Source organism: Alphaproteobacteria bacterium LSUCC0396, assembly GCA_041228345.1.
Lineage (GTDB): Bacteria > Pseudomonadota > Alphaproteobacteria > Puniceispirillales > Puniceispirillaceae > UBA3439.
In genome coordinates this window covers 1-26088 of the sequence record CP166131.1, presented here as the reverse complement: position 1 = coordinate 26088, position 26088 = coordinate 1, and the positions used below count along the sequence as shown (strand labels likewise).

The window sequence follows — 26088 nt, the reverse complement described above, 5'->3', positions numbered from 1 at the left end:
ACTATGATCCTAACTTTGTTCCAGAGTTAATCCCAGCAGCAGAAGCCCATTCGCTTGCCGCCATTTTTCCACCATCAGCAGGCCGCACCCTTTTGATCAGGATACGTCCGCCATTTCCTTGAACCGTAACGCCGTTTTCATCGACCGAAACCACTTCGCCAGCAGCTCCAGTGCCATCAACGCGCGCACTATCATAAATCTTTAACTCGCTGCCATTAAAGGTCGTCCAAGCCCCCGGTGCAGGGTTGGCAGCGCGGATAATATTATAGACGTCAGCAACCGGCCTTGACCAATCGATCTCGGCCGCCGCCTTGCCAAACCAGCTTTCATAAGACCCATCTTCGAGGCGCTGATCATGCTTGATAATAACGCCAGCCTTCACCAGCTCTAGCCCCTCGATCATTGCATCGACGCCCATTGGGAACAACTTTTTGAAATAAACATCCCCAAGCGTTTCATCAGGGCCGATTTCGCAGGTTTTCTGCAGCATCATCGGGCCTTCATCCAAACCATCATCTGGCCAGAAAATCGACAGGCCGGTGCGGGTTTTACCCATTGCGATCGGCCAGTTGATTGATGAAGGGCCGCGATGTTCTGGGCAAAGTGACGGGTGATACTGGAATGTGCCGTATTTAGGCGCATCGCGCACTTCTTGCGGCACAAATAACAGCACATAGGCCATCATGCAGACGTCGGCGTTAAATGATTTCATCAATTCAAGTGCTTCGGGGGTTTTCCACGATGCTGGCTGATGAACTGGCAATCCTTTTTCGCGTGCCAGTTCAACTAGCGGGTCTTCAGGCTTGCCCTCTTTTGTCGGTGCGCAACAGACAGCAACAACGTCTTCTCCGCGCTCCAATAGTCGTTCCAACACAGCCTGACCAAATGCCTGCTGTCCATGTAATACAATTCTCATCGCTTGCTCTCCCAACCTACCAAGCTAAATTTTTAAAACATAAGCCATTCAAATTAATAGCTTATGGAATATTACTTTACTTCACATTGCCCACAGCACCCGATTCAATAATCTGGGCGAGTTCATCAGCTGAATAGCCAAGAACATCAGTCAAAATCTCGGTTGTATGCTCGCCAAGCAACGGTGAACGTTTCACATCAGCTGGGCTGTCAGACAATTTAATCGGACATCCGACCGAAATATATTCGCCGCGCTCTGGATGGTCGACCTTGACCAATGTGCCAGTTGCGTAAAGACCTTCATCTTCAGAAATTTCTTTCATCGACAGGATCGGGCCAACCGGAATATCCAGCGGGTTACAAGCATCCATGACCTCAAACTTTGTTTTGGTCATTGTCCACTGCTCGATACGTTCAAAGATTTCATTCAGTTTATCAAGGCGCTGTGGCGGCTTGGCATACCCTTCTTTGGTTTTCCACTCAGGCTCACCAATGATATCGCAGACCTTTTCCCAAACCGCAGCCTGAATGATGAAATAGGTATATGCGTTGGGATCCTGTTCCCAGCCCTTGCACCGCAATATGCGGCCCGGCTGACCGCCGCCCGAATCATTACCCGCACGCGGTGTCGCATCGCCAAACGGAATCCCCTCACCAAATTGCGAATATTCCTTCAAAGGGCCAGCGGCAAGGCGCTGCTGATCGCGAAGCTTGACCCGCGCAAGGTTCAGCACCGAGTCTTGCATCGCTGCCGTTACCTTCTGGCCTCGACCAGATTTTTCCCGGTGGAATAGCGCAGTGACAATCCCTAGGCAAAGGTGCAGGCCGGTTCCAGAATCACCGATTTGCGCGCCGGTTACCAATGGCGGGCCATCACGAAAACCGGTTGTTGACGCAGAACCACCAGCACATTGGGCGACGTTCTCATAGACTTTGCAATCTTGGTATTTGCCCGGGCCAAATCCTTTGATCGAAGCCATAATGAGGCGCGGGTTGATTTCTTGAATCCGCTCCCATGTAAAGCCCATGCGATCCAGCGCGCCGGGCGCAAAATTTTCAACCAGCACATCACAGGTTTCGATAAGACGGGTTAAGATCTGCTTTCCGGTTTCATTTTTGGAATTCAGCTCAATTGACCGTTTATTGTGGTTCAGCATGGTGAAATAAAGGCTATCGGCACCTTCAACATCGACCAATTGCTGGCGTGTTGCATCCCCAACCCCCGGACGCTCGACCTTGATCACATCAGCGCCAAACCAAGCCAGAAGCTGGGTACAGGTTGGACCTGATTGAACATGGGTGAAATCCAGAACTTTAATACCTTCAAGAGCTTTCATCGTCTTATCCTATTTCTAAACCTGAGTGACTAGGCCGTGGCGCTATTTCTTAGACACCACACTTTGTGGGTTGAGATTGCCAATACGGCCACTTTCAGTGCCGGCATTTTCATCAATGACAGCGTTAACCAAGGTTGGTTTGCCGCTATCCATCGCCTCATTTACCGCGCGGGTAAGCTCGTCAGGCGTCGTGGCGTAAACGCCAACCCCACCAAAGGCTGCCATCATCTGATCATACCGCGCATCCTTAACGAATACCGTTGGCGCCACATCTTCGCCGCCAGTCGGATTTGTGTCAGTGCCACGGTAAATACCGTTATTATTAAACACGACCACACAAACCGGCAGGTTGTAGCGACAGATAGTCTCGATTTCCATTCCAGAGAAACCAAAGGCGCTATCACCCTCGACAGCCAAGACCCGCTGACCCGTCTCAACCGCCGCCGCAACGGCAGCGCCCATACCGATGCCCATGATACCCCATGTTCCCACGTCAAGACGTTTGCGCGGCTTATAGATATCAATGATGCTGCGGGCAAAATCGAGCGTGTTGGCGCCCTCGTTCACCAGAATCGCGTCTGGGCGTTCTTTCACGATCGTACGCAGCGCACCTAGCGCGCTATGGAAATCCATTGGCACGGTGTTGCTTTTCAACTTGGCGCCCATTTTTTCAAGGTTGATATCTTTGCGCTGCTGGATCGTCGCTGTCCAATCGGCCGGAACGGCAGGCCAATTATCGCCCATGCCTTGTGTCATTGCACTCAAGCATGATCCAATGTCACCAACAACAGGTGCTGTAATCTCGACATTGCTGTCCATTTCACGCGGTTCGATATCAACTTGGATAAAGCGCTTTGAACCTGGCTCACCCCAGCTCTTGCCTTTACCGTGTGACAAGAGCCAGTTCAAACGCGCCCCAACCATCACCACAACATCTGCCTCTTTTAGCACCAGCGAACGCGCTGCACCGGCAGATTGCGGGTGATCATCCGGCAAAAGGCCCTTGGCCATGCTCATTGGCAGGTACGGCACGCCGCTTTTCTCGACAAAGCTTTTTACAATCTCATCGTCTTGAGCATAGGCAGCGCCCTTGCCCAGAATAATCAATGGGCGCTTTGCGCTTTTTAGAACATCAAGTGCCCGTGCAACCGCATCAGGGGCTGGCAGTTGCCGCGGTGCCGGATCGATAACCTTAACAAGCGACTTTTGGCCTGCTTCCGCGTCCATGACTTGGGCAAATAATTTTGCTGGAAGATCAAGGTAAACACCGCCTGGACGACCCGAAACGGCGGCACGAATGGCGCGGGCAACGGCAATGCCAATATCTTCGGCATGAAGCACCCGGAACGCGGCTTTACATAGTGGCTTGGCGATCGCCAGCTGATCCATTTCTTCATAGTCACCCTGCTGCAAATCAACGATTTCACGCTCGGACGAGCCACTGATCAGGATCATTGGGAAACAGTTAGTTGTTGCATTTGCCAATGCGGTCAGACCGTTCAAGAAGCCCGGCGCCGAAACAGTCAGGCAAATGCCCGGCTTTTTTGTCAGATAACCGGCAATTGATGCAGCGTTACCTGCATGCTGCTCATGGCGGAATGAAATTACGCGCATACCTTCGGCCTGCGCAATCCGCCCAAGATCGGTGATCGGGATGCCCGGAACGCCGTAAATTGTGTTGATATCATTGAGCTTGAGCGCGTCGATAACGAGGTGAAAACCGTCTGTTAGCGCCTGTGTCTCGGATGAAGTCATTTTTGTCTCCTGTAAGAACCTTCGTAATTTTCGAATTGATAAATTTGGTTAGTGTTTGGTTTTGGCGGCCGATTTCTTGTTGTTTCTTTGGAGCCCGCTCTTACTTTGGTGTCAACTACCGGTGTTTTGTTTCTAATTTATGTTTCTGTGTCAGATTTTTCGGGGCTGGAGCCCACCTTTGTTTTGTTGGCCAGCCGCGTCCATCTCTCCCGAATATGATCATGCAACCGCATCGTGTGCTCACGCACCAAACGCGACGCCAATTCACTGTCGCGGGACTCAAGCGCTTCGATAATTTCCATATGGTCAGCAACCGAATTGGTAGCACGGTTATTCTCGCCCATTGCCCGCCGACGAACCGCAAACATATGTGCAAAAAGCCCATCAGTTGTTGATTTCAACAAGGGGCTGCCGGACATGTCAAAAATTGCCTGATGGAATTTGATATTTGCGTCGGAATACTCACTTAGCTCAGCCTTGCTTGCTGAGGTGCTGTGGCGCATTGCTAGGTCACGAAGCGCCTTAATCTCGGCATCTGAGGCAACACGCGCCGCGATGTGCGCCGCCATGCTTTCCAGCGCCGCCCACGTCACAACCATGTCAAGAATCTCATTAAGGCTTTTACGGTGAATAAACACGCCTTTGCGTGGCAAAATCTCGACTAAACCATCCTGCGCCAATCGCGCTAACGCTTCGCGAATCGGTGTACGCGAGATGCCAAGCTGCTCGGCAAGCCGGCGCTCATCCAATCGTAACTCTTCATCAGCATCATAGATATCGACCTTCAAGATGCTCTCGCGCAGCACCTCATATATATGGTCTTTCAGGGTAAAATTGATCGAAACAGGCTTTAGTTTGACATCGATTGCCACGTCACCCCCCCCTCTTCAATCCTCGTTAAAATAAGTCAACCAATCACGTGATCACACGCTTTATCTGGTATACCTTACACCTGACACAACACTCGTCAAGGGGTTTTTAGGGTGTTTTATTGCTGATAGTTCTTGCTATTAGTGGTGTGTGGTATACCATATAAATAGTAAATATCTGTGAATTTAAGGTATATCAACAGACAGATTTATCCCGTGCCAGCTTTTGCGAACTATAGGCAAAAACGGTTTTTGTCCGCTATAAGGCTTACACCGGAACGCGGAACGCCCAAGACGGGATCGTTGCAATTAATGCGGCCTCAGCAACCGAGGCCGCACAGTGGGAGAAAGACAGTAGCAATGAACATCCATGAACATCAGGCCAAGAAAATTTTACAGACATTTGGCGCGCCCATTGCCGCCGGTGTTGCGATTACCAATCTTGACGATGCCGAAAGCGCGATTGCATCGCTGCCCGGCCCTGTCTGGGTGGTAAAGAGCCAGATCCACGCCGGTGGACGCGGTAAAGGCAAGTTCAAAGAGCTTGGCCCTGACGCCAAAGGCGGCGTTCGCGTATCTTTTTCAGCCGAAGAGGCGCTGGAAAATGCGCGGGAAATGTTTGGAAAAACCCTTGTGACCAAGCAAACCGGTCCCAATGGCAAGGCTGTAAATCAGCTATATGTCGAAGCTGGCGCCGAAATTGATCGCGAACTGTATCTTTCGATCCTCGTTGATCGCGAGACTTGCAAAACATCTTTTGTCGCATCAACCGAAGGCGGCATGGATATTGAGACGGTCGCGCATGACACGCCTGAATTAATCCATTCAGTTGGCATCACTGCCAGCACCGGGTGCACTGATGCTGATGCAGCCAGGATTGCTGACGCGCTAAAGCTCACCGGATCAGCCCGAGATCAGGGCATTGCACTTTTCAAAAACCTCTATGAGGCTTTTAGCAGCAAGGATATGAGCCTCCTGGAAATCAACCCGTTGATTGTTACCAAGTCAAACGATGTTCAGGTGCTCGACGCAAAAGTGTCTTTTGACAATAATGCGCTGTTTCGGCATCCCGATATTTTAGAATTGCGGGACGAAACCGAAGAAGACGAAAAGGAAGTTGAGGCATCAAAATATGACCTCGCCTACATTGCGCTGGACGGCGAAATTGGCTGCATGGTGAACGGTGCAGGGCTTGCGATGGCAACTATGGACATCATCAAGCTTTATGGAGCTGAGCCAGCAAACTTTCTTGATGTTGGCGGCAGCGCAACGACCGAACGCGTTACCGCAGCCTTTAAGATCATCACCGCCGATCCCAATGTGAAAGGTATTCTGGTGAATATTTTTGGCGGCATCATGCGCTGTGACGTGATTGCTGACGGCGTCGTTCAGGCGGCGAAGGACATCAATCTTGAGGTGCCATTGGTGGTACGTCTCGAAGGCACCAAGGTTGACGAAGGAAAAGCGATCATCAATAGCAGCGGACTGAATGTGATTGCCGCTGATGATCTGGATGACGCCGCGCAGAAAATTGTAAAAGCAGTGAAAGGCTAAGCACATGTCGATTCTCATTAACAAAGACACCAAAATCATTGTGCAGGGCCTGACTGGTAAAACCGGCACATTTCATACTGAACAGGCACTCGCCTATCATGGAACCCAAATGGTTGCCGGCACTCACCCGAAAAAAGGCGGCCAAGAATGGACTAGCGCTGCGGGACAAAACCTGCCGCTATATGCCACGGTTGCCGAAGCCAAAGACGCCACTGGCGCTAACGCCTCGGTAATCTATGTTCCGCCAGCAGGCGCCGCCGCAGCAATAGAAGAAGCGATTGATGCAGGCATTGAGCTGATAACCTGTATCACAGAGGGTGTTCCGGTTATGGACATGGTGCGGGTAAAGGAAAAGCTGGATAAATCAAATTCACGTTTGATTGGCCCCAATTGTCCCGGCCTGATGACACCGGATGAATGCAAAATCGGGATCATGCCACCAAGCATTTTTCGCAAAGGCTCGGTTGGCGTGCTATCCCGGTCGGGAACGCTGACCTATGAGGCGGTTTACCAAACATCAATGGCGGGCCTCGGCCAGTCATCTGCCGTTGGTATTGGCGGCGATCCGGTCAAGGGCACGGAATTCATCGATGTGCTAGAGATGTTCCTTGCTGATGCGCAGACCGAATCAATCATCATGATTGGTGAGATTGGCGGTTCAGCCGAGGAAGATGCGGCGCAATTCCTGATTGACGAAGCCAAAAAAGGCCGCTCAAAGCCGATGGTTGGCTTTATTGCTGGCCGTACCTCACCGCCTGGCCGCACCATGGGCCATGCTGGCGCGGTTATTTCTGGCGGTAAAGGCGGCGCTGATGAAAAGATTGCCGCCTTAGAGGCAGCCGGTGTTCGCGTCTCGCCTTCGCCAGCCAAACTTGGCGTCACCTTGGTAGATGTTTTAAAAGGCTAAATCCGGTTCAACCAAGCCACACGTCGTTATTGCCGCAAAATGCGGTGATAAAACAGCAAATTCGATGAATAAAAGGGCGGTTCCTCTGGGGCCGCCCTTTTTCAATGCAATCACAAACCCGACCTTAGCAACGCTGCCTGATCCGGCCTTGTGTCCCCCGTCTGCGGGGCGCGGCTGCCTTACGCCACACGGTAAACTGGTGCCTCGAATCGGTTAGTATCAAGGCGCTCATTCACAATCGCGACGGTTTCGTCCAGCAGATCATTCTGCATGCCGATGCTGGCAGCAATTCTTTGCACCAACAGGTCAACCCGCTCGATAGTCTTGGCACCAGCATCAATGGCTCTTGCCGCTGATGACGGCTTTAACAGACTGCTGGCGGCATTGGCGTATTTTTCAAACGGCACCTGATCACCGGCATCGGCGCCAAGCGCACGAGCAAGAGTATCAACCCACGCATACATTTCGGCCGAGGCATCAATATCTCCATGCACCGCATCACGGATAGGCCTAATGCCGTCGCGCTGGACACATTGGTAATTACCAGTCAGCAACATGCTCCATTTTGCCATTGGCACAAACAGGCTGTCATAAACGCGCAGCTTTACCGGCACATCCTTGCCATCAACGGTCACGCCTGAAATGTCGGCCTCCAGTTGACGAAGCATTGAATTATGCTGAGGATCAGCAAAAGCTGCCGCCTTGAAATTGGTCGGCAAACCCACATGAAGGACGTTGGTTCCGTCTTCTGGTGGGCGAAATGCCTGTGGGTCTGGGCTGCATAGCGACATCAGACCCGGCTCAAAATCTGCCCACACTGAAACATCATCATAACACATATCCAACGGCGCCTCAGCCAAGGCGTCAATCCGCCGCAAAAACGGTAATGGCGGCATATTCATAATCGAAAGACAGGGCCGGCGGCTCGCTGCAATGCGGCGCATCAGGCCTTTTACCTGCGGCTCAGAATATTGAGGCTCCTGCATCGCAAGCCCGATCATGTCGTAATCTTCAGGCCGTGCATCGGCTGGCGTCACCGCATCCAGCATGCCGGCTAAATCATGCGAGCGAAATGCCCGATGCGTGTCCTCATCGCGGAGCTTGATCCGCACCTCGGTTCCCTCACGATTAATCAGATCCGCTGATTTACTGCGACAAATCAAAGTGACATCGTGACCTGCCATCAATAATTTCGTTGATAGAAGCGAGCCGTATGATGCGCCCAATATCAAAATCTTCATGTCACTAATCTCCCTTTTCTTTCATAACGATCAGCAAAAGCAAAAGCCGAATTACGGCAGCTTCACGCCCCTACCTCATTCGTTGTACTGGCCGGCACCTCAGATCAAAAGGAAAATAGTGAAAATTTGAAAATTGTAAAATTTTTACATTTTCTTTTTACTTAATCGGTTTACCGCAAACTCACATGCGGGATTAGCATGGGCGAAATTCGGCTTTCATCAAAGAAAAGCCCCTGATCACACTCTTATAAAAAGAGGGCAATCAGGGGCCGTTCCTGCAATCAACTTTAGAGAATTACTCAGCCGCTACGCTAACAGACGCTAAAACCCGACACGCAGCAAATTTGAATTCAGGGATTTTCCCAAAGGGATCAACCACCGGATTTGTGAGGATATTGGCTGCTGCCTCAACATAGGCGAACGGCACAAAAACCATATCCTCGGCAACCGCACGGTCAGCCCGTGCCATGATTGAAATCGCCCCACGCCGCGTTTCAATCGTAACCATATCCCCTGCCTCAACACCGAGTTTACGCAAGGTGCGCGGATTCAATGACGCATTTGCTTGCGGCTCGACAGCATCAAGAACAGTGGCGCGGCGGGTCATCGAACCGGTATGCCAATGTTCAAGCTGACGCCCCGTTGTCAGGATCATCGGATAGTCTGTATCTGGCGTTTCCGCAGGCGGAATAATGCTGGCCGGGGTAAAGCGTGCCCGCCCCTCATGCCGCGGGAACCCGTCACCAAAGACAATCGGCTGCCCCGGATCAGTCTCATCAAGCGATGGATAGGTAACTACATTTTCTGCCGCCAGACGATCCCACGTGATGTTGTCAAGCGACTTCATTGACAGTTTCATTTCGGCAAACACCTCACGCGGATGCGCGTAATTCCAGTCAAGACCAATCCGTTTGGCCAATTCAACGATAATCCACCAATCTTCACGTGCATCACCCGGCGGTGCAATTGCTGGACGCCCCATCTGTACTTGACGGTTGGTATTGGTAACCGTGCCAGTTTTTTCAGCCCACGCCGAAGCTGGCAAGATGACATCGGCATAATTCGCCGTCTCGGTCAGGAAGATATCCTGCACAACCAAATGATCCAGCTTGGCCAATGCGGCGCGCGCATGATCGGCGTCAGGATCAGACATTGCTGGATTTTCACCCAGAACATACATCGAGGTGATGTCACCATCATGAATTGCATCCATGATTTCAGTAACGGTCAGGCCCTTTTCCGGCGCGATCATCTCCGAATTCCAGATTTCATTAAAGGCCGAGCGCACGCCATCATCGGTCACACTCTGATAATCTGGCAGGAACATCGGGATTAACCCCGCGTCTGACGCCCCTTGAACATTGTTCTGACCACGCAATGGATGCAAGCCTGTTCCAGGACGCCCAACCTGCCCGCACATCAGCGCCAGCGAGATCAGGCACCGCGAGTTATCAGTGCCATGAATATGCTGTGAGACCCCCATTCCCCAGAAAATCATCGCTGATTTGGCACCTGCAAAATCACGCGCGACAGCACGCAAAGTCTTGGCATCAATACCGCAGAATTCAGCCATTTTTTCGGGTGAAAACGCCTTTAGATGCGCCTTCATTTCATCCCAGTTTTCGGTAAAGCTGTCGATATATTGCTGGTCATAAAGGCCTTCTTCGACGATCACATTCATAATCGCGTTCAGCATCGACACATCTGCGCCCGGGCGGAATTGCAGCATATGCGTTGCATGACGCTTTAGCCCTTGTCCGCGCGGATCCATAACGATCAGCTTGCCGCCACGCTTGGCAAATTGTTTGAAATAGGTTGCGGCAACCGGATGGTTCTCGGTTGGATTCGCACCGATCACAATTGCAACATCGGCATTTTCGATTTCATTAAAGGTAGCAGTCACCGCTGCCGAGCCAACATTTTCCAATAAAGCCGCGACCGACGACGCATGGCAAAGACGGGTACAATGATCGACGTTATTATGGCCAAATCCTTGCCGGATCATCTTTTGGAAAAGATATGCCTCTTCGTTCGAGCATTTGGCCGAGCCAAAACCAGCAATGCGCTTGCCCGAAATATCACGATGCCGGATAAACCCCTTGGCAGCGATATCTAACGCCTCGTCCCAACTGGCTTCACGGAAATGCGTCCAAGGGTTTGACGGATCGACATTCAGCCCTTTTACTGGCGCATCTTCACGCCGGATCAATGGTTTGGTCAAGCGGTGATCGTGATGCACATAGTCAAAACCAAACCGCCCCTTCACGCATAGCCGGTTTTCGTTAGCCGGGCCATTTATCCCTTCGACATATTTGATTTCATCATCCTTGATCTTGAAGGATAATTGACAACCAACGCCGCAATATGGGCACACCGACTGAACCTCGCGGTCATAATCCTTGCTGTCACCATGCTGCGCGTCATCAAGAACGCTGGCTGGCATCAGCGCCCCGGTTGGACAGGCCTGAACGCACTCACCGCACGCCACACAGGTCGATTGCCCCATTGGATCATTCATATCAAATACGATCTCGGCATTAAGACCGCGACCCGCCATGCCAATAACATCATTCACCTGCACTTCACGGCAAGCCCGAACGCACAAGTTACAATGGATACAAGCATCAAGATTGACACTCATTGCGACGTGACTGTCATCTAGCAGCGGCACATGGCAAGCATCACGCGCCGGAAATCGGCTTTCCGACACCCCATTTAATGCCGCCATATCAAGAAAATGCGACGATGCGTCATGCGGCTGCTCAGGCTGATCAGCGGCCAATAGCTCTACCACCAGCGCCCGCGATTTCTCGGCACGCTCACTCGCTGTATGCACGACCATGCCATCCTGCACAGGCCGGATACAAGATGCCGCCAAGACGCGCTCTCCCTCAATCTCAACCATGCAAGCACGGCAATTGCCGTCGGAGCGATATCCGGGCTCTGGCTTGTGACACAGGTGCGGAATCAAAGTACCCTGAGCTTGTGCCGCTTCCCAGATGGTGGCGCCTTCTGGCACGGAAACATCCTTGCCATCCAGTTTAATGGTTACAGTTTTTTGCGGCGTTGAATCGAGCATGTGAGCCTCAGCTAACTTCTTCAGAGAAATGTTTCATCGTCAAACGAATAGGGTTAGGAGCAGCCTGTCCCAATCCGCAGATAGATGCGTCCTGCATCACATCACACAGATCATTCAACAGCGGCTGATCCCACTTGTCGGCCTGCATGAGCTGCACGGCCTTGCCACATCCGGTGCGACATGGCGTGCATTGACCGCAGCTTTCATCTTCGAAAAACCGCAGCATATTCAGCGCCGCATCACGTACCCGATCCTGATCAGACAACACCACAACAGCGGCCGATCCGATAAAGGTGCCGTGCGGCTGCAATGTATCAAAATCAAGCGGCACATCATTTAAACTGGCCGGCAAAAGACCCGATGATGGCCCACCGGGTTGATAGGCCTTAAAGACGTGACCTTCGGCCATGCCACCAGCCGCCTCGATGATGTCCGTGATGGTCGATCCGGCGGGCAAAAGATGCACGCCCGGATTAGTAACCCGTCCCGAAACCGAATAGCTGCGCAATCCAACGCGGCCATTCTTTTCAACTGACGACAGCACCTCTGGCCCCTCGCGGCAAACCCGCGCAATCCAGTGCAAGGTTTCGATATTGTGAACCAATGTTGGCCGATCAAAAATTCCCACCTGCGCCACATAGGGCGGGCGGTGCCGCGGCAAACCGCGCTTACCCTCGATGGATTCGATCATTGCGCTTTCTTCACCGCAGATATAGGCACCCGCCCCGCGACGAAGGTCAATATAACCCTCGGGCACCAGTCCCGCAGCTTCTAACGCCGCAATCTCGTTGGCCAGAATTTTCAGAACAACCGGATATTCATCCCGCATATAGATAAAACAGGTATCAGCCTCGACTGCCCATGCGGCAATTAGCATCCCCTCAAGGAACAAATGCGGGGTTCGCTCAAGATAGTATCGGTCTTTGAATGTACCCGGCTCACCCTCGTCACCATTGACCGCAAGATAGCGCGGCCCTTCGGCTGCACGAACAAAGCCCCATTTCTTGCCCGACGGAAAGCCCGCACCGCCAAGCCCGCGAAGGCCGCTCTGATTTACCAGATTCTGAACTGCCGCCCAATCGCCATCTTGGCGCAGCGACACCAGCTGCTCATACCCCCCGGTCGCGCGGTAAGCTGCCAGATCCTGATAATCGGTCATGTGCGGATGCGTATCATCAGCCGCAATCGCCGCCTCAACCTTTTCAGGTGTGGCAAAATCGATGTGGTTATGCCCAATTTCAAGCACTGGCGCGGTATCACAGCGCCCCATGCACGGTGCCCGCAATACGCGCACTTTGGCCGGATCAAGCCCGTCCTCAAGTGCCGATTTTAGCGCCTGCGCCCCGGCCAACTCACATGACAACGAGTCGCAAACCCGAATAGTCAGGGCTGGCGGTGGCGTTTCGCCGTCTTTCACAACGTCAAAATGCGCGTAAAAGGTTGCGACTTCATAGACTTCGCTTTGCGCCAAACGCATTTCATCAGCCAGCGCATTGAGATGCGCCACGCTGAGATGGCCGCAGTGATCTTGAATGAGGTGCAGATGCTCGATGAGCAAGTCCCGCCGCCGCGGCCGGTCGCCTAAAAGCGCCCGAACCTCACCCAATGCACCATCGTCAACCTGACGCCCTTTTGGGGTTTTACGCCCTTTTCCGGGAGCCGATTTCCATACGCCGATATCGCCGTCAAAAGTATCCACTTAACTCTCCTAAATTGCATCTAAAGTGTCACATTTCACGCCCGCGCCGTCAAATACAATATTTGGTATACCAGAAAAAAATTCTTCTACAACGAAGTGATAGCGCTTGTACCCTAATTCACCAGCGACACCATATGCATACAGAAAGCGACAAATTCTAACCTGCAAAAAAAATCTTTTAGAAATCGGTGCCAAGCCAAGAATTGACGGATAATTATGGCTGCGCTACCACATACCCCTATCGTGGTTTTTCAAAAACACCAAACCATGTTTAAAATCTAGAACCAAGCTCACCCTGCCGATCAGAGAAGGATGCATTATGAGCCTACCATCGCAAATGACCGTCATCGAAATGCGCGAAGCTGGCGGCCCTGATGTTCTGATCACTGGCAGGCGCGACGTTCCAGCGCCCACCGCCGGCGAAGTGGTGATCAAAGTAACCGCCGCGGGTGTAAACGGACCCGACCTTGTTCAGCGTCGCGGTCATTACCCCCCGCCAAAGGGCGCCTCAGATCTATTGGGCTTGGAGGTATCTGGCGAGATTGTTGCGCTTGGCAGCGCGCAAACGGCGTGGGCGATCGGCGACCGGGTTTGTGCGTTAACCAATGGCGGGGGCTATGCTGAATATGTCGCCGTGAATGCCAGCCATTGCCTGCCGATCCCCGAGGGGGTTGACGAGATTGACGCCGCTGGCCTGCCAGAAACCTATTTCACCGTTTGGTCCAATGTGTTCTTTGGACATCAGCTAAAAGAGAACGGTATCTTTCTTGTGCATGGCGGTGCCGGCGGTATTGGTTCTACCGCAATCCAGATCGGTGCAGCGATGGGACTGCAAATATACACCACCGCAGACTCACCCGACGCCTGCGCCTATTGCGAAGATCTGGGGGCAAAACGCGCCATTAATTTCAAGCAAGATGATTTTGTACCCATTCTGCGTGAGACTGGCGGTGCCGATATCATTCTTGATATCATTGGCGGTGAGTATGTCGCGCGCAACATCAAAGCAGCGCAGGCAGATGCGCGCATTATCCAGCTGGCGTTTAATCTTGGCTCAAAAATGGAACTTGATCTGATGCCGGTGATGCTAAAACGCCTTACCCTAACCGGATCAACCTTGCGCTCAAGGCCAGAGGCATTCAAATCGGCTGTTGCTACGGATTTGCAAAAAATGGTGTGGCCGTTTTTCGCCGCAAAACCAGCCAAATTACGCGCAACAACCTTTACCAGATTTCCTCTTGCTGATGCCGCTAAGGCGCATGAATTAATGGAGTCCGGAAGCCAGCGCGGGAAAATTCTACTAACGCTTTAGGGCGGTTTAGGGGCTGGTAAAACGGGCTGTTGACGGGGGTTGTTGACGGGGACTATTTGCGGCGCGTCTGGCCGCATTTCAGTTAGTCCCAGTCGACATCAAAATGGGTAACAACATCGCGAATTTGCGCCGCATCAAGCCCACGCGCCGGAAGGCCGCGCAATAATAGCGCCAGCCTAGCGGTTTCTTCCAATTCTTCAATCGCATAGACCGCGGCCTCTAAGCCCTTGCCCGCCACAACCGGCCCATGATTAGCCAGCATTACCGCACTGTGTTTTCCGGCCAGCCCCCTGATTGCATTGGCAACCGCCGCATCACCCGGTCGGAAATAAGGCAGCAATGCAACCTTGCCAAGCCGCATTATCGAATAGGCAGTCACAGGTGGCAGAAAATTGTCAGCATCATCGACCGGCAAGGTCGATAAGGCAACTGAATGGGTCGAATGAAGATGCACAACCGCCCCAGCCTTTGAACGGGTCTCGTAAAAAGCGGCGTGAAGCGGCATTTCCTTGGTTGGCGTCTCACCAGAAATCAGCTTACCAGCAGCATCAAACCGACTTAGCGTTGCCGGATCTAACCTGCCAAAGCAGCTGTCGGTCGGCGTTACAAGCAGCCCGCCGTCATTGCAACGCACCGATATATTGCCACTGGACCCAACGGTTAACCCGCGGTCAAACATTGATTTTGCCAGCAGGCATATCTGCTCGCGTATCTGTGATTCATTCATCCTGTGTCACCCGCCAAAACCGCCGCTGCCTTCAAAAAGAAATCATCAGCCCCAAAATTTCCTGATTTCAGAGCGATCGTCAGATTGGGTCCGGCACGCATCGCCGGCACACCTGGATCAATCTCCGGCCCCATTGACAATGCAGTCAGCCCCAAGGCCTCGACCACCGCACCTGAGGTCTCGCCGCCAGCAACAACCAGCCGTTCAATCCCCGCTGCAACAAGTGCTTTGGCAAGATCGCCAAAGAGACGATCAAGCCGTTCCGCCACAGCCGTGACGCCAAATTCAGCCTGTACCGCCTGCACCGATTGCGGCGAGGCTGATGAATATAGAACCGGCACCCCATCCGCGGCCAAAACCCAGCTAACCAGCGCATCCGGCGTTATCTCATCGCGCATAACGCGCGCAACATCAATTTCAAATTGCGCGCTGGTCTTAGCGTGAACGGCCAGCTGGTTACGCGTTGCCTCAGAACAAGATCCGCTTAGTACAGCACAGCGCCCGGCCTGCCCCTGCCACTCGGTCTTTGCGCCTGATATCAAACCGGCCGTGGCAAAATTTGCCGGTAACCCCATTGCGACACCCGAACCGCCCGTAACCAAAACCGAATCACGCGCCGCCGCGCCAATTGCCAGCAAATCATCGTCATGGATCGCGTCAACCACAATCAATTTGCGGTTTTGCTGCGCCTGCGCGGCCAGTGCCTTTCGGATTGCATCACTGCCCGCTGTTACAATTGTCATGGGGACATGGCCGACCGCACCACGGGTCTGGCGGGCAAGGACACGGCGTAAATCAGCATCGCGCATTGGCGTCAGCGGATGGTCTTTCATCGGGCTGTCTGATAGCAGTTGGTCTTTGACAAATAAATGACCTTGGAATACCGCGCGTCCGGTTCCAGGAAAGGCTGGACAGACGATCACCTGATCGGCCGAAAGTGCCGCTGCCAACGCTTCGGCGACGGGGCCAATATTGCCCTCATCGGTGGAGTCGAATGTTGAACAATATTTAAAGAAAAACTGCTTACAGCCCTGATCTTGCAGCCATTTCAAAGCATCAAGTGACTGCCGAATGGCCTCGGCTGCAGGGATAGATCGCGATTTTAGCGCAACTACACCTGCCTCAACGGCGGCTGGCGCAGGCACCGATGGCACGCCGCTATATTGTACAACCGCCATTCCAGCCTTGGCCAATGTGTTGGCAAGGTCGCTTGACCCGGTAAAATCATCTCCAATACAGCCAAGCAACATCGTGCCGATCCATCCTTTATTATGTAACCCCGCAAAACCGTCAGGCGGGGCCAGCATATCATGCTGGCGCGTAACTTCTAGTATGAAGTCCTGCCCCTACCAGATGGCAAAGCTGCAATGGTTGCTAGGCGTGAAGCTCGAGTACGCGCTGCATTGAAGGGCGCGCCCGCATCAACGCATCATGTGCCCTTATTTTTGGAAATGGCGTCAGATCCACCCCGTCATCACCAAACCAGCGCGTTACCAACGCCATATAGGGATCGCAAAAGGAAAACTTATCACCAAGCACAAAAGGCCCGTTCAAATAATGCGTTTCAATCATCCGTGCACATTCAGTCATGTTTTCTTTGACCTTGGCACGCATCGACTGGTGTGCCGCCGCATCATCAGCCCAGCGTGCGCCCCGATGCTTGTGCGCGTGCGCAACATGGACGGTTGAGGCCATATAGCTGTTGATGGATTGCGCGATGGCAAACTCAAACGGATCAGTTGGCGCAAGATCATGTTCGGGAAACCGGTGCGCAAGATAGGCAAGGATTGCCGGCGTTTCGGTTAAAATGCCCTTTTCGGTTACAAGTGCGGGCAATCGTCCCTTGGGATTGATATTGAGATAGGCTGGCGATTGCTGTTCATTCGTCGTGAAATCAATGCGGACTGCTTTATAGTCAACGCCAATGTCCTCAAGCAATATGTGCGGAGCATAGGCCGCAGAACTTTTCGCGTAATAAAAAATCAACATGATTACCTACCTATCTCATTATTAAATGATTGTGTTAGACGGTTGCTAGCGCGCTTCGTGTGGCAATGCAGAAACACCGTGATCAGCCGCCAATTTTGCCAAAAGCCCAAGGTCAGACGCTGCATAGGGTATCCCCGATTGACGTCGTTCTGCCTCTAGCCGCGCCTCGATCTCGCCCGGCATCAAGATTTCGGTAAACCCATCTGCCAGCGGATTTGCCTTGATCCGCATCACCAGTTCATCCATCCGGTCACGAAATCCCTGTTCAGTGACAAAAATACCCGGCTTTAACGCCATGAAAAAATGTCCGACATTCTGCGGTCGATCCCAAACAGTATATTGATCCGGAACATCCCCGCCAAAATTAGCCCCGGAAAACACCCCTGCAAGAATTTCCATTAACATCGAAATCCCCGACCCCTTATAGCCGCCCATCGGCAAAACAACCCCGCGAAGTGCCGCGCTGGCATCGGTCGTGGATTGTCCATTTTCATCGAGTGCGTAGCCTTCGGGGATTGGTTCGCCGCGTTTTTCAGCAAGACGTATTTTGCCGCGTGCCGCAACGGCTGGCGACATATCCAATATGAAAGGCGGCAATTTTCCCGACGGCGCAGCGGCCCCAAACGGGCTGGTGCCGAGCAATCCTTCGCGCCCGCCCCATGGGGGCATGGCCTTTGACGCGTTGGTAAAGACAAAGGCAAAATAACCAGCCTTTACCGCTTGCAAAAGATAGGTAGCCGCCATACCGAAATGATTGCTATTGCGGGCAGCAACAACCCCGACACCACAAGTTTCCGCCATCGCGATCGCCTCTTGCATGGCACGCCGCCCCACCAGAAAGCCGAACGCATTATCCCCATCCAGCGATGCACAAGCAGCAACCGGCTTATCCAGCTTCATATCAGGAGTGCCATTAACAAGCCCCCGCTGAACCCGCTCGACATATACCGGAAGCCGCGATAGGCCGTGCGTTTGCACGCCGCGCAAATCAGCCTCAACCAGACATTCGGCAATGATTGCCGCATGGTCGGCGCTGACCCCTTGTCCGGCCATAATCGCGGCGGCAAAATTAATGGCATCATCCAGTTGCACATAGGCCACAGATGATGGCGAAGTAGATTTGACGTTCTTGTCGGACATGATGAGTCTCTTTACTTAATGTCGGAACCTAATGCCGGTTTTTTTCAAAATAGATTATGCTGATGGGGTTAGCATCGCCACCAGACCGTCGGCATAAGCCATCGTCCCCAAAGCCCCGCCAAGATCGGCAGTTCGTGTGCTAGGGCTGGCGACCGCCACCGTGATTGCTTGTTCGATTGCGTCAGCCGCAGCAATGAAATTTGCAGCATCACGCCGCTCGCCAAGCCAGCGTAATAACATTGCCGCAGATCCGATTAGCGATGATGGATTGGCCTGATCCTTGCCCGCCAATGATGGTGCCGACCCGTGCTGAGCCTGCGCCATGGCGAATTGATCACCAGCATTCAATGATGCCGCCATGCCAAGGCTACCAGCAATTTCAGATGCTTCGTCTGATAGAATATCGCCATACATATTGGTTGTAACAATCACATCGAACTGGCCCGGGTCACGGATCAACAATGCCGCCATGGCATCAATAATTTGTTCTTCATATTCAAAATCAGGAAATTCATCGCGAACCGCCCGCACCGCCTCAAGAAACAGGCCATCCGATACATTAAAAACATTGGCTTTGTGAACAACGGTAACTTTGCGCCGGCGCTGGGCTGCCAATTCAAAGCCGGTTCGGGCAATTCTGGTCGAGGCGTGGCGCGTGATTTTCCGCACTGATAATGCCATATCTTCTGTCGGCATAAACTCTGCGCGCCCAAAAAACATTGATCGGTCGGAATAAAATCCCTCGGTGTTTTCCCGGGCAATGACCAAATCAATCTTGTCGCCAACGCGTGGCGGCAGGCCCTCATAAGATTTTGCCGGTCTGATATTGGCATAAAGATCAAGATGCTTTCGAAGGAAGCCCGACGGGTTGATTCCGCCTTGATCAGCGGGCGGGTAGTCAAAGGTCGAAACCGGCCCCATGACAATTCCATCAGCCGCCAGCGCCGCCTCTAGGACATGGTCTGGGAAGGTCGTGCCAACTGTTTTAAGCGCGTTAAAGCCAATTTCATGCGAGGTGAATGTCAGACTGAGAGCAAAGCGCCGATCCACCACGTCAAGAATACGCCGGGTAGCCGCAGTAATTTCAGGGCCAATCCCATCGCCTTCAAGACACAGGATTTCGACGGGTTCGTTTGTTTTAACTGTCTCTGACATGCGTTTAATCCTCCCTTTGGCCAGTGGCTATTGACAGCATTTGGTCCAGAATTATTGGTCAAGAATCATTGGCTTGTTTTTTTAAATTCTAGATTAACGATATCTTTTAATTCATTAAAATTATTAAAATAATACTCAGGTGATAATGACTCAATACTGGTTTTGCGATAGCCTTTGGTAAATAGCGCAAATGGCTGTCCAGCGGCAGTGGCAGTGTCTCGATCTATCTCGCTATCACCAACAAAAAGACATGATTTCACATCGATCGACGCCATTGCATGACACAGCATTTCAGGATCGGGTTTGCGGCTGGCAAGCTGATCCCCACCAATCACCGTATCAAAGAATTTAGTGAGACCAAATTGATCAAGAACAATCTTCGTTGGCGCCAGCGGCTTGTTCGTACAGATACCAAGACGAAAGCCGCTACCTTTTAGCCATGTGAGGCTATCAATTGCGCCGTCGAAAACCGTGGTTAAATCAGCCGCGCCCGCCGAATAAAGACGCAGAAAATCAGCCAGACCGGTTGCGCATGAAGCCTCATCCGCCGGCAGATTTTGCGCGTTTAGCGCCCGCATGATCAAATTGGCCGAACCTTTTCCGATAAAGCTGCGCACCGTTGGAAGGTCAAGCGGCGGCGCATCACGAAGCTGTAAAACATCGTTTACAGCTGCATGAATATCCCCAACACTGTCTATCAGGGTGCCATCCAAATCAAATATGACCGCTTTTGCCACGCGCTTAAGTCTCCAGTGAATGAACGGTTCGGGACGGAACCGACAAAGTCAGGCAGGTTGTGAACAAAGCTTAGTCAGCAATGACCGCTTTGCCGAATGATTTATGCACCCTGAGACAAGTTTTTTTCACACCACTGACAAACGCCAAATTTTTATGCGGCAATCCATAATCGACACTGGCAATCGGTCATTGAATAGGGAATATTCATCGGCGAGGGACCCTGCCCTATTCGTTATGAAAACACCAGCGATGACCACAGATGTGCATTGGCCGCGTTTTTTAGGAGACTATTTATGTCAAAACCATCCCAAGCAAATCCAGAAAATCCGCTCGCTGCCCCATTGGCCGGCGTTCGCGTGCTTGAACTCGGCCAGATTGCCGCTGGCCCATTTACCGCGTCCCTATTGGCTGATCTGGGCGCGGATGTGGTGAAGATTGAACGCCCCGATGGTGGGGATGGGATGCGTCAATGGCCGCCGCTTAACAAAACCGATGATGGCGGCGAGTATAGCGAGAATTTTGCCTCGGTGAATCGGAACAAACGCAGTGTTGCGCTGGATTTGAAAAGCCCCGACGATATCGCGCTGCTGAAATCACTGGCGGCAAAGGCTGATATTCTAGTGGAAAATTACCGCCCCGGCGTTTTGCCGCGTCTTGGGCTTGGCTATGATGATTTGCGCGCGGTTAATCCAAAGCTGATTTACTGCTCAATTTCTGGCTATGGGCAAACCGGCCCCTATGCCAGAAAAGGCGCCTTTGATGTAACAGTTCAGGCGATTGCAGGCATTATGAGCGTTACCGGCGAGCCTGGCGCACCACCGGTAAAATGCGGTGTGCCAATCGGTGATTTCTGTGCTGGTCTTTATGCAGGTTTCAGCGTTCTTGCGATGTTGCGCAACGCCGAGCAAACTGGAGAAGGCACGCATATTGATTGCTCGATGCTGGGCAGCCTGCTAGGTGTCTCGGCGCTTCAAACGAGTGAATATTTTGGCAATCAGATACCGCCCGAACGGCTCGGCTCGGCGCATCCCCGTAACGCACCCTATCAGGCTTTCGAGGCCGCTGACACTCATTTTGTGATCGCCGCGGGCAATGATAAACTATGGCATGAAGTCTGTGCCGCCGTTGGCATGGAGGAATTGGCGATGGATGCAAGATTCATAACACAAGTCGACCGCGCCAAAAATCAGTCAGCACTTGTTGCGATATTGGCACCGGTTTTCAAAAACCGCAATGCCGCCGACTGGCTTGTTGAAATGGACCGCCGCAATGTTCCGTGTGCGCCAATTAATGATTTTTCCGAGATTCTGAGCGATCCCCAAGTCCAGCATATGGGGATCGTAAAGCCGCTGGAATTGCCGAACGGTAACAAAACCAATAGCGTTAGCTTTCCGATCGCCATTTCCGGCGTTGATACCAGCCGCATGCGTCCACCGCCTGTTCTTGGCGCGCATAATGATGAAGTCATCGCCGAATGGCTTGGCAAACACAGCATGGCAGATAAGGATGCGTAACATGAGCGACGCCTCAGCAGAAACACCCGTCATTATCGAACATAACGGCAGCGTCACCTCGTTAAAAATGAACCGGCCGGACCGGTTGAATGCGGTGAATGCCGACCTGATCGAGGGTTTACTTGAGGGGGTAAACGAGGCTGTTGCCCGCGGCGCATCGCTGGTTGTTTTCACCGGCGAAGGGCGCGCCTTTTCCGCCGGATTTGACCTTGGCGGCCTTGATCAGCAAAACGATGCTGATCTGGTGTACCGTTTTGTTCGGGTTGAGGAATTATTGCAGGCCATCTATCGCTTGCCGATCGCCAGCGCCGCATTTGTTCAGGGGCGATGCTTTGGCGCGGCCGCCGATATTGTCGCATCCTGTCGTCACCGGATTGCTGCACCGGACAGCAGCTTTCGCATGCCCGGCCTGCAATTTGGCATTGTTCTTGGCACCCGTCGGCTGGCGCGATTAATCGGTGATGATGCAGCGTTGGATCTTTTGGAAACTTCGCGCACCTTTAGCGCCGATGAAGCATTGGAATGCGGCTTTGTTACCGATGTCATGCCGTTTGATCACTGGCCGGATCACCTCGACAAGCTGGCAACGGACGCGGCCAATCTAAAGGCTGAGGCCAAGGCTGCGTTACTAGCGGCGACCCGCGATGATGGTGGGCTTGACCATGATCTTGCGGCACTTGTGCGCTCGGCGGCCAAACCCGGGCTTGTTGCCCGTATTCAGGCATTTGTCGCCACTCAGGTCAAAAAGTAGCGTTATCAGGTCCCCGATGCCGCTCTAAAAGCTCATTGCGGTCAGGCCAATGACCTTCAGCAACCGCATCAAAAAACACGTCACATTCAGCATTGAAACGCTGCGGATCCTCAAGATTCAAGAGATGACCGGATTTTGGCCATACCGAAAGGCCAGCAGTCGGAATCACCCGCTTCAACCAGAGATTTGTATCAAGGCATGGGTCATCCTCATCACCTACCATAAGCAACACAGGGGTTTTCACTGCGGCAAATTCAGTATCGAAATCATGTAAGCTCGGTCGTGCAGCCTGAACCATTTTTTGCGTCAATCCGCTTCCAATACCCGGATGCTCTCCAAGCTGGATATAAAACTTCTCCCATTCCGCAAAATTCTTTTCCCGAAGTTGGATACGATTATGCCCATAGGCCAGATGATCAGCAGGCATAAATTCGCGCTCCGAAGCTGCTTGAGCAAGAACCCTACATTTTTTAATGAATTCAGACCGTCCTGCCGGAAAGGCGCCTGAACCACCACTTGCCGCAACCAACGAGCGCACTCTTTGTGGATGACGCAAACACATCATCAAGCCGGTAAATGCACCCATGCTGAGCCCAACAAAATGCGCCTTTTCAATGCCTAGGCTATCAATGAGTGCTAGCACATCATCAAGCGATTTCTGCCAACCATATTCAGCCTCAATGGTTGGAACCTCTGACGGTGGATAACCCCGACAAGCCAAAGCAATTGCAGTGTGCTTCATGGAAAAATGTGCCATTTGTTGTTGCCAGCTGCGCACATCACCACCAAACTCATGCAAAAAAATCACCGCATCCCCTTGCCCAACCTTTTCATAATAAAGTCGACAATTATTAGAATCAAAATAAGGCATTGTTGTTTCTCGCGGCTATTTCATTCATCGAACTATATATCCCAGCTTTTGAAGCGTTCTGGCTGGGCAAGCGTATAAAAGTTTTAAAACCATAAAACCATCTTGGTGCCTAGCCTTCTAATTCTCTTTAAGGGTTTTGAGGCGGCTATCTCGCCCGCAACTGAAGCGATAATACTTATACTTGAACGTCTGCTTCTTATAAAAATCCTGATGCTCTTCTCGGACAGGGTGGAATGTGCTCTCAGGCTCAATTGGTACAACGGAATTTTTAGGCGCCAAACGCTGTGCAATCAGGCGCTCAGATTCGTTCTTATAATAGATAGCTGGGCTGTAAGAGCGTCCACGGTCACAAAACTGACCTCCATTATCTTCATAATCGATAGTAGCAAAAACATGCCTAACTAGTTCTTCATATGAAATGATAGTAGGGTCGTAAACAACTTGTGCAGCCTCGCGGTGGTCACCCCATTTACCCGGCTCGTATCGCGGGTTCGCAGTCGTGCCGCCAGTGAAGCCACTAATGACTTCGGTGACACCGTCAAGGTTTTCTGTGTCCGCCTCGGTGCACCAAAAACACCCCCCAGAATAGGTAAAGGTTTCAGCGGTTGCCGCAGCTGAAGCCACACTGGAAAACATAAAAAGCGTCGCCGCGGCAAAGGTGATTGTTTTCATGTTCTAATTCCCTCATTTATTGAGCGTTCAGACATCTATCGGCAATTTGATAGCGTCACTCAGCATAAGGCAATTTTAGCTACACGATACAAATTTGTGTGCGCAAGCGTTTGATCTTGGGACTTGCTTCAGAACCCGTGAACTGGGCCCCAAACATTAAATATTGAGCAATGATCAAGGACGACGCATCAAGGCCTGTGGTTTTTAGGATTGTTACTTTCGGCGCATAGTAAGCGACCCAAGGCTCACGGGGCAGCTTTCGGGCTGCCCTTTTTTGTGCCGAAGCCAAGGAACGGTTACTCTTCTTCAAAAGTGGTAACGCGTTATTTCGGGTATCACCTTATATACGTCGGAAAATAAAAAAATATTTTTTGATTAAAAATAGGCGTTACACGCGTTAAAACGTTACAGAGGTTTTAAAAACATGTTTAGAGGTAATTTCAATTAACAGATTTAGGAAAAATGGAGGAAGGGAAGTCTTCCAAGAAAACTATTAAATTATTGAAAAATATAAATAATATTAAATTTATTAGCTATCGTCCCACATTCCATCCCACATCCAGTTTACCAAAGGCCGAGTGCAAGCAATGATCCGTGGGAGGCCGAATTTTATTTGGTGTAGCTTTGTCCATCGTGGTCAAACTCACTCCTATTTAAGCGGAATTACTTGATGAAAATTGAGACTACAGAAGCACATCTTATAAGCGTGCCACTCAAAGTTAAAACATGGACCGCACAAGAATCATTTTCTGAGATGTCCTGCCTTTTAATCGAAATCAACACCGATAGCGGGCTTCAAGGGGTTGGCCAAGTCACTGGACCAAACCTCTCAAAGGTGCTTGATTATGTTCAACAATTTGGTGCTATCATCAAAGGCATGGATGCTCGATCCTCAACTGTGATCTGGGATAAACTTTTTTCACTTACTTCACCGCGTCCTTATGGTGCGAACGCTAAAGACGGGTTACCCCCACCTCTGTCCAGAACGGACAGGCTTCAGATCACTGCAGCTATTGGAGGTATCGATAATGCGCTTTGGGACATCAAAGGAAAAGCTGCCAATATGCCAGTGTTTAGGTTACTTGGAGGCGAAAAATCCAGAATTCCGGTCTATGCGACTGGCGGCTATCTAAAAAAGGGTGCACCTATAACAGCCTGCGCAGCCGAACTGAAAGCCTTCATTGATCAGGGGTATACAGCAGTTAAACTAAAGGTTGGGCATCACACATTGGAAGAAGAAGTTAAACGCGTCAAAGCTACGCGGGAGGCTATTGGTGACGCCATGTTGATGCTGGACATGAATGCTTGCTACGACCTCAACGAATGCATCCATTTTGCCAAAGCGGTGGAGCCCTTCAACCTTACATGGCTGGAAGAACCACTCCATTGGTATCTCCAGCCAGCTGATTTTGCTAAGTTAGCTGAGGCCACATCAATACCTATAGCCCATGGTGAACGGCTATTTGACAGATTCACGGCTAGAGACTTCATCGAGAACGGTGGCATCAAATTTATTCAGTTTGACTCAACCCGTCATTCAGGTTTCACCGAGCATTTAAGAATTGCCCACATGGCTGAACAAAATGGCATATTCATTGCGCCGCACCTTGCCCCGGAAATGCATGGACATTTAGTATCAGCATTTCCACGAGCTGGCTTTATAGCAGAATCACACGGAGACCCGGATAGGAACCCATTATGGCATGGAGGTCTTTTTTCCAAAAAAGCTGAAATAAAGGAAGGCTATCTTCAGCTGAATGAAAGTGCTGGATTTGGTTATGATATCGATTGGAATTTTGTAGCCAAATATCGGGTCAATCAATGATTCCTAAAAGACTATGAAAACAAGCTTAATGCTTTTGT

The 26088-nt window shown here is 51.6% G+C and carries 21 protein-coding genes; 6 read left to right on the top strand and 15 right to left on the bottom strand.

All coding sequences use genetic code 11. The annotated features are described in order from the left end of the window. Position 1: 1 nt before the first annotated feature. From AB8881_00105 to AB8881_00090, 4 genes are all read right to left on the bottom strand, one after another. A complete protein-coding gene (locus AB8881_00105) occupies positions 2 to 916 on the bottom strand; it encodes a methionyl-tRNA formyltransferase (protein ID XDZ63330.1) in 915 nt (304 codons plus the stop codon). Positions 917 to 992: 76 nt separating this feature from the next. Beyond that, the gene (gene frc / locus AB8881_00100) at positions 993 to 2252 is read right to left on the bottom strand and encodes a formyl-CoA transferase (GenBank protein ID XDZ63329.1); all 1260 of its coding nucleotides are present in this window, start codon (positions 2250 to 2252) and stop codon (positions 993 to 995) included. Between the two features lie 42 nt (positions 2253 to 2294). Further along, positions 2295 to 4007, bottom strand: coding sequence for an oxalyl-CoA decarboxylase (oxc, locus tag AB8881_00095; protein ID XDZ63328.1), 1713 nt, complete (start codon positions 4005 to 4007; stop codon positions 2295 to 2297). 137 nt (positions 4008 to 4144) lie between these two features. Beyond that, positions 4145 to 4879 (bottom strand): GntR family transcriptional regulator, encoded by a 735-nt coding sequence (locus AB8881_00090; protein XDZ63327.1) that lies wholly within the window; start codon positions 4877 to 4879, stop codon positions 4145 to 4147. Between the two features lie 357 nt (positions 4880 to 5236). Between AB8881_00090 and sucC the strand changes: the two genes are divergently transcribed. Both sucC and sucD read left to right on the top strand, forming a co-directional pair. Beyond that, complete coding sequence (gene sucC / locus AB8881_00085; protein XDZ63326.1) at positions 5237 to 6430, top strand: ADP-forming succinate--CoA ligase subunit beta; 1194 nt, start codon at positions 5237 to 5239, stop codon at positions 6428 to 6430. A 4-nt stretch (positions 6431 to 6434) separates the two neighbouring features. Then, complete coding sequence (gene sucD / locus AB8881_00080; protein XDZ63325.1) at positions 6435 to 7337, top strand: succinate--CoA ligase subunit alpha; 903 nt, start codon at positions 6435 to 6437, stop codon at positions 7335 to 7337. 179 nt (positions 7338 to 7516) lie between these two features. On the opposite strand, the gene AB8881_00075 is transcribed toward sucD, so the two are convergent. The 3 genes from AB8881_00075 to AB8881_00065 all read right to left on the bottom strand — a co-directional run bounded on the left by AB8881_00075 (position 7517) and on the right by AB8881_00065 (position 13356). Then, on the bottom strand, positions 7517 to 8578 hold the full coding sequence (locus AB8881_00075; GenBank protein XDZ63324.1) for a ketopantoate reductase family protein: 1062 nt from the start codon (positions 8576 to 8578) through the stop codon (positions 7517 to 7519). Positions 8579 to 8873: 295 nt separating this feature from the next. Then, positions 8874 to 11657 (bottom strand): formate dehydrogenase subunit alpha, encoded by a 2784-nt coding sequence (gene fdhF, locus AB8881_00070; protein ID XDZ63323.1) that lies wholly within the window; start codon positions 11655 to 11657, stop codon positions 8874 to 8876. A gap of 7 nt (positions 11658 to 11664) precedes the next feature. Next, positions 11665 to 13356 (bottom strand): NAD(P)H-dependent oxidoreductase subunit E, encoded by a 1692-nt coding sequence (locus AB8881_00065; GenBank protein ID XDZ63322.1) that lies wholly within the window; start codon positions 13354 to 13356, stop codon positions 11665 to 11667. A gap of 319 nt (positions 13357 to 13675) precedes the next feature. On the opposite strand from AB8881_00065, the gene AB8881_00060 reads away from it, so the two are divergent. Continuing rightward, positions 13676 to 14668 (top strand): NAD(P)H-quinone oxidoreductase, encoded by a 993-nt coding sequence (locus AB8881_00060; GenBank protein XDZ63321.1) that lies wholly within the window; start codon positions 13676 to 13678, stop codon positions 14666 to 14668. Positions 14669 to 14750: 82 nt separating this feature from the next. On the opposite strand, the gene AB8881_00055 is transcribed toward AB8881_00060, so the two are convergent. From AB8881_00055 to gph, 6 genes are all read right to left on the bottom strand, one after another. After that, complete coding sequence (locus AB8881_00055) at positions 14751 to 15395, bottom strand: aldolase (GenBank protein ID XDZ63320.1); 645 nt, start codon at positions 15393 to 15395, stop codon at positions 14751 to 14753. Continuing rightward, positions 15392 to 16645 (bottom strand): 3-oxo-tetronate kinase, encoded by a 1254-nt coding sequence (gene otnK, locus AB8881_00050; GenBank protein XDZ63319.1) that lies wholly within the window; start codon positions 16643 to 16645, stop codon positions 15392 to 15394. The genes AB8881_00055 and otnK overlap by 4 nt, the downstream gene beginning before the upstream one ends. Positions 16646 to 16769: 124 nt before the next feature. Further along, on the bottom strand, positions 16770 to 17384 hold the full coding sequence (locus AB8881_00045) for a glutathione S-transferase family protein (protein XDZ63318.1): 615 nt from the start codon (positions 17382 to 17384) through the stop codon (positions 16770 to 16772). A 45-nt stretch (positions 17385 to 17429) separates the two neighbouring features. Further along, the gene (locus AB8881_00040; GenBank protein XDZ63317.1) at positions 17430 to 18524 is read right to left on the bottom strand and encodes an Ldh family oxidoreductase; all 1095 of its coding nucleotides are present in this window, start codon (positions 18522 to 18524) and stop codon (positions 17430 to 17432) included. A gap of 54 nt (positions 18525 to 18578) precedes the next feature. Beyond that, positions 18579 to 19679, bottom strand: a complete 1101-nt coding sequence (locus AB8881_00035) for an isocitrate/isopropylmalate dehydrogenase family protein (GenBank protein ID XDZ63316.1) — start codon at positions 19677 to 19679, stop codon at positions 18579 to 18581. A gap of 65 nt (positions 19680 to 19744) precedes the next feature. After that, positions 19745 to 20416 (bottom strand): phosphoglycolate phosphatase, encoded by a 672-nt coding sequence (gene gph, locus AB8881_00030; GenBank protein XDZ63315.1) that lies wholly within the window; start codon positions 20414 to 20416, stop codon positions 19745 to 19747. A gap of 294 nt (positions 20417 to 20710) precedes the next feature. Between gph and AB8881_00025 the strand changes: the two genes are divergently transcribed. Beyond that, a complete protein-coding gene (locus tag AB8881_00025) occupies positions 20711 to 21931 on the top strand; it encodes a CaiB/BaiF CoA transferase family protein (GenBank protein ID XDZ63314.1) in 1221 nt (406 codons plus the stop codon). A gap of 1 nt (position 21932) precedes the next feature. Further along, complete coding sequence (locus tag AB8881_00020) at positions 21933 to 22682, top strand: enoyl-CoA hydratase/isomerase family protein (GenBank protein XDZ63313.1); 750 nt, start codon at positions 21933 to 21935, stop codon at positions 22680 to 22682. On the opposite strand, the gene AB8881_00015 is transcribed toward AB8881_00020, so the two are convergent. Beyond that, positions 22672 to 23490 carry an alpha/beta fold hydrolase gene (locus AB8881_00015; protein ID XDZ63312.1) on the bottom strand — a complete coding sequence of 273 codons (819 nt, stop codon included), beginning with the start codon at positions 23488 to 23490 and terminating at the stop codon, positions 22672 to 22674. The two genes, AB8881_00020 and AB8881_00015, sit on opposite strands and share 11 nt — an antisense overlap. A gap of 180 nt (positions 23491 to 23670) precedes the next feature. Then, the gene (locus AB8881_00010) at positions 23671 to 24225 is read right to left on the bottom strand and encodes a peptide-methionine (S)-S-oxide reductase MsrA (protein XDZ63311.1); all 555 of its coding nucleotides are present in this window, start codon (positions 24223 to 24225) and stop codon (positions 23671 to 23673) included. Positions 24226 to 24895: 670 nt separating this feature from the next. Between AB8881_00010 and AB8881_00005 the strand changes: the two genes are divergently transcribed. Then, a complete protein-coding gene (locus tag AB8881_00005) occupies positions 24896 to 26050 on the top strand; it encodes a mandelate racemase/muconate lactonizing enzyme family protein (GenBank protein XDZ63310.1) in 1155 nt (384 codons plus the stop codon). Positions 26051 to 26088: the final 38 nt, after the last annotated feature.

Coding starts and splice junctions, on each gene's coding strand:
- AB8881_00105 (XDZ63330.1), bottom strand. CDS start 916: ATGAGAATTGTATTACATGGACAGCAGGCATTTGGTCAGGCTGTGTTG.
- frc (XDZ63329.1), bottom strand. CDS start 2,252: ATGAAAGCTCTTGAAGGTATTAAAGTTCTGGATTTCACCCATGTTCAA.
- oxc (XDZ63328.1), bottom strand. CDS start 4,007: ATGACTTCATCCGAGACACAGGCGCTAACAGACGGTTTTCACCTCGTT.
- sucC (XDZ63326.1), top strand. CDS start 5,237: ATGAACATCCATGAACATCAGGCCAAGAAAATTTTACAGACATTTGGC.
- sucD (XDZ63325.1), top strand. CDS start 6,435: ATGTCGATTCTCATTAACAAAGACACCAAAATCATTGTGCAGGGCCTG.
- AB8881_00075 (XDZ63324.1), bottom strand. CDS start 8,578: ATGAAGATTTTGATATTGGGCGCATCATACGGCTCGCTTCTATCAACG.
- fdhF (XDZ63323.1), bottom strand. CDS start 11,657: ATGCTCGATTCAACGCCGCAAAAAACTGTAACCATTAAACTGGATGGC.
- AB8881_00060 (XDZ63321.1), top strand. CDS start 13,676: ATGAGCCTACCATCGCAAATGACCGTCATCGAAATGCGCGAAGCTGGC.
- AB8881_00055 (XDZ63320.1), bottom strand. CDS start 15,395: ATGAATGAATCACAGATACGCGAGCAGATATGCCTGCTGGCAAAATCA.
- otnK (XDZ63319.1), bottom strand. CDS start 16,645: ATGTTGCTTGGCTGTATTGGAGATGATTTTACCGGGTCAAGCGACCTT.
- AB8881_00045 (XDZ63318.1), bottom strand. CDS start 17,384: ATGTTGATTTTTTATTACGCGAAAAGTTCTGCGGCCTATGCTCCGCAC.
- AB8881_00040 (XDZ63317.1), bottom strand. CDS start 18,524: ATGTCCGACAAGAACGTCAAATCTACTTCGCCATCATCTGTGGCCTAT.
- AB8881_00035 (XDZ63316.1), bottom strand. CDS start 19,679: ATGTCAGAGACAGTTAAAACAAACGAACCCGTCGAAATCCTGTGTCTT.
- AB8881_00025 (XDZ63314.1), top strand. CDS start 20,711: ATGTCAAAACCATCCCAAGCAAATCCAGAAAATCCGCTCGCTGCCCCA.
- AB8881_00020 (XDZ63313.1), top strand. CDS start 21,933: ATGAGCGACGCCTCAGCAGAAACACCCGTCATTATCGAACATAACGGC.
- AB8881_00010 (XDZ63311.1), bottom strand. CDS start 24,225: ATGAAAACAATCACCTTTGCCGCGGCGACGCTTTTTATGTTTTCCAGT.
- AB8881_00005 (XDZ63310.1), top strand. CDS start 24,896: ATGAAAATTGAGACTACAGAAGCACATCTTATAAGCGTGCCACTCAAA.